Here is a 3,479-nt window from a genome sequence, read left to right on the forward strand (position 1 = left end):
CAAATAGACCTTGCTGGCGATGTTGGACAGGTAAAGGGCTTCCTCGACAGCCGTGTTTCCACCACCGACCACGCAGCACAGCTGGTCGCGGTAGAAAAAGCCATCACAAGTGGCGCAGCCGCTCACGCCGCGGCCCATGAAGGCGGTTTCAGATGGCAAGCCCAGGTATTTGGCCGAAGCGCCTGTGGCGATGATCAGACTGTCGCAGGTGTAGGTGCCGCTGTCGCCGATCAGGGTGAAGGGGCGCTGCTCAAGCTTCACAGTGTGGATGTGGTCAAAAATGATTTGGGTGTTGAAACGCTCGGCATGCTCCTGAAAGCGCTGCATCAGCTCGGGGCCTTGCACGCCGTGCACATCAGCTGGCCAGTTGTCCACTTCGGTGGTGGTCATGAGCTGGCCGCCTTGCGCCATGCCGGTGATCAAGACGGGTTTGAGGTTGGCACGTGCGGCGTAAACGGCGGCGCTGTAACCGGCAGGGCCAGAGCCGAGGATCAGGACTTGGGCGTGTTGCGTGGGGGTCGACATAAAAGAGGGCTTCCTGAGAAGTGACAATGAAGAATGGACAAATGGTCAACACCGATTGTAAGAAACGTGCAAACGCATGGCGCAAGAAGGGTTTGCCAAGGCGGCAGGGCTTGTCGTCTTTCGGCATGCCGTGGCAGAGATTTTTTCTTGTCAGTTGTCCATGTTGATGGGGTAAGCTTGGAGCCTCATTTATGACCTATACACTGAACACACTGACCCGGGGCAGCGCAGCAGCTGAGGTGGCACAAGCGCCGCAGACGCTGTGGTCTCGTTTTGCACAGGAAATTTTGCTGTTGTTGGGCGCGGGTTTGCTGCTGCTTTTGACGCTGGCCGTCTGGAGCTATCACCCGCAAGACCCAGCTTGGTCCACTTCGGGGGCTGGTGAAGCGGTGCACAACTGGGTGGGCCGCTGGGGCGCATGGGTCGCCGATCTGGCTTATTTTTTGGTGGGTTATTCGGTCTGGTGGTGTTTGGCGGCAGGGATTCGGGTTTGGCTGGTGGCGTTGGCGCGGTGGCTGCGTGGCACGCCGAATGAACCAGCGCAGGAAGACTCTTTGTGGCAGCGCAGTTTGTGGGTTTTTTGGTTGGGGCTGCTGGTGCTGATGGTGGCCAGCAGTGGGTTGGAGTGGTCGCGTTTGCACCGTTTGGAGTCTGCATTGCCGGGACACAGCGGTGGGGTGTTGGGTTTTTTGGTGGGCTCGGCTGGCGTGAATGGCCTGGGATTCAACGGTGCCGCAGTGCTGGGGATTGTGATGGCCTTGGTCGGTGTGGCCATGGTGTTCCGGTTTTCATGGGGCCAAGTGGCTGAAAGCATAGGCGCCCGGCTCGATGCCCTGATCCAGTCTCGGCATGAAAAACGAGAAATCGAAGAAGACATGGCGCTGGGGCAACAAGCCTTGCGTGAGCGGCAGCAGGCTTTGACGCCTTTGGCGATCGAGCCCGAGTGGGATCTGAACGCCGAATTGACCAACCCGCCAGAGGGTCAACTGGATTTGCCGGCGGTGCCCGTGCCTGTGGCCAAAACCGCCCCTCGGGTGATTGAGCCTGGGGTGATGGAGGTGCCGCGCAGCGATCGGGTGGTCAAGGAGCGCCAAAAACCTCTGTTCACAGAACTGCCTGACAGCAAATTGCCCCAGGTTGGATTGCTCGACAGCTTGTCGATTCGCCAAGAAACCGTGTCGCCCGAGACGCTGGAGATGACCAGCCGCTTGATCGAGAAAAAGCTCAAGGATTTCGGCGTCGAAGTGCGTGTGGTCGCTGCTGCCCCTGGGCCGGTGATCACCCGCTACGAGATCGAGCCCGCTACCGGCGTCAAAGGCTCGCAGGTGGTGAACCTGGCCAAAGACTTGGCGCGCTCGCTCAGTCTGGTGTCTATCCGGGTGATCGAGACCATTCCCGGCAAAAACTTCATGGCGCTGGAGTTGCCCAACGCCAAGCGCCAGTCGATCAAGCTGAGCGAGATTCTGGGCTCACAGGTCTACAACGAAGCCAAGTCCATGCTGACCATGGGCTTGGGCAAAGACATCATCGGCAACCCGGTGGTGGCCGACCTGGCCAAGATGCCGCATGTGCTGGTGGCCGGTACCACCGGCTCGGGCAAATCGGTCGGTATCAACGCCATGATCTTGTCGCTGCTGTACAAAGCCGAAGCGCGCGATGTGCGTCTTTTGATGATCGATCCCAAGATGCTGGAAATGTCCGTGTACGAAGGCATTCCGCATCTGCTCGCCCCGGTGGTGACCGACATGCGCCAGGCAGCCCACGGCCTGAATTGGTGCGTGGCCGAGATGGAAAAGCGCTACAAGTTGATGAGCAAGATGGGCGTGCGCAACTTGGCGGGTTACAACGTCAAGATCGATGAGGCTACAGCGCGCGAAGAGTTCATCTACAACCCCTTCAGTTTGACGCCCGATGATCCCGAGCCGCTCAAGCGTCTGCCGCACATTGTGGTGGTGATCGACGAGTTGGCCGACTTGATGATGGTGGTGGGCAAGAAGATTGAAGAGCTGATTGCGCGCCTGGCCCAAAAGGCCCGTGCGGCCGGTATTCATCTGATTTTGGCCACCCAGCGCCCCAGCGTGGACGTGATCACGGGCCTGATCAAGGCCAACATCCCGACCCGCATCGCGTTCCAGGTGTCGAGCAAGATCGACAGCCGCACCATCTTGGACCAGATGGGAGCCGAAGCCTTGCTGGGCATGGGCGACATGCTGTACATGCCCTCGGGCACGGGTTTCCCCATCCGGGTGCACGGTGCTTTTGTCAGTGATGAAGAAGTGCACCGCGTGGTCAGTTACCTCAAGAGCCAAGGCGCGCCCGATTACATCGAAGGCGTGCTCGAAGGCGGCACCACCGATGACGATGGCGGCATGTTGGGTGAGGGTGACAACGGCGAAAAAGACCCGATGTACGACCAGGCTGTCGAGGTGGTCTTGAAAAACCGCAAGGCCAGCATCTCCTTGGTGCAGCGCCACCTCAAGATCGGCTACAACCGCGCCGCCCGTTTGGTCGAGGACATGGAAAAAGCCGGTCTGGTCAGCAGCATGAGCGGCAGTGGTCAGCGTGAAATTTTGGTGCCCGCAAGGGCCGAGTGAGACACATGACTTTATTTTTCAAGGCATGCCGCAAGGCGATCCATGGCGCTGTGGTGTGTGGGCTGTTCGGTGCAACCATTGGCTTGGTGCTGCCTGCCCAAGCCGATGGCGTGGAACTGCTCGCCCAGTTCATGCAGCAAACGCGCAGCGGCCGTGCCGATTTCAGCCAAGTGGTCACCTCGCCCAGCCGAGCAGGCCAAGCGCCTCGCGCCAAGACATCGAGTGGCCGTTTCGAGTTTCAGCGTCCGGGCAAGTTTCGATTTGATTACCGCCAGCCGTTTGTCCAAACCTTGGTGGCCGATGGCCAGACCCTTTGGTTGCACGATGTGGATCTGAACCAGGTCACCGCCCGCCCACAGG

Annotated in this window: 3 protein-coding genes; 2 read left to right on the forward strand and 1 reads right to left on the reverse strand. The window is 59.5% G+C overall.

Going from position 1 to position 3,479, the window contains the following annotated elements; translation table 11 throughout:
• Window positions 1–525, reverse strand: a 525-nt coding sequence (locus Q0341_RS09225; protein WP_299512408.1) for an FAD-dependent oxidoreductase, incomplete at its 3' end; no start/stop codon positions are given.
• Window positions 526–716: 191 nt separating this feature from the next.
• On the opposite strand from Q0341_RS09225, the gene Q0341_RS09230 reads away from it, so the two are divergent.
• A complete protein-coding gene (locus Q0341_RS09230; protein WP_299512411.1) occupies window positions 717–3,119 on the forward strand; it encodes a DNA translocase FtsK in 2,403 nt (800 codons plus the stop codon).
• A 5-nt stretch (window positions 3,120–3,124) separates the two neighbouring features.
• A partial coding sequence (locus Q0341_RS09235) for an outer-membrane lipoprotein carrier protein LolA (RefSeq protein WP_299512414.1) occupies window positions 3,125–3,479 on the forward strand: 355 nt, incomplete at its 3' end.

This window comes from uncultured Limnohabitans sp. (assembly GCF_937889215.1).
In the GTDB taxonomy this organism is placed as follows: Bacteria; Pseudomonadota; Gammaproteobacteria; order Burkholderiales; family Burkholderiaceae_C; genus Limnohabitans_A.

Bases quoted from the DNA above. Each gene is read 5' to 3' on its own strand.
- Q0341_RS09230 (WP_299512411.1), top strand. From the start codon at position 717: ATGACCTATACACTGAACACACTGACCCGGGGCAGCGCAGCAGCTGAG.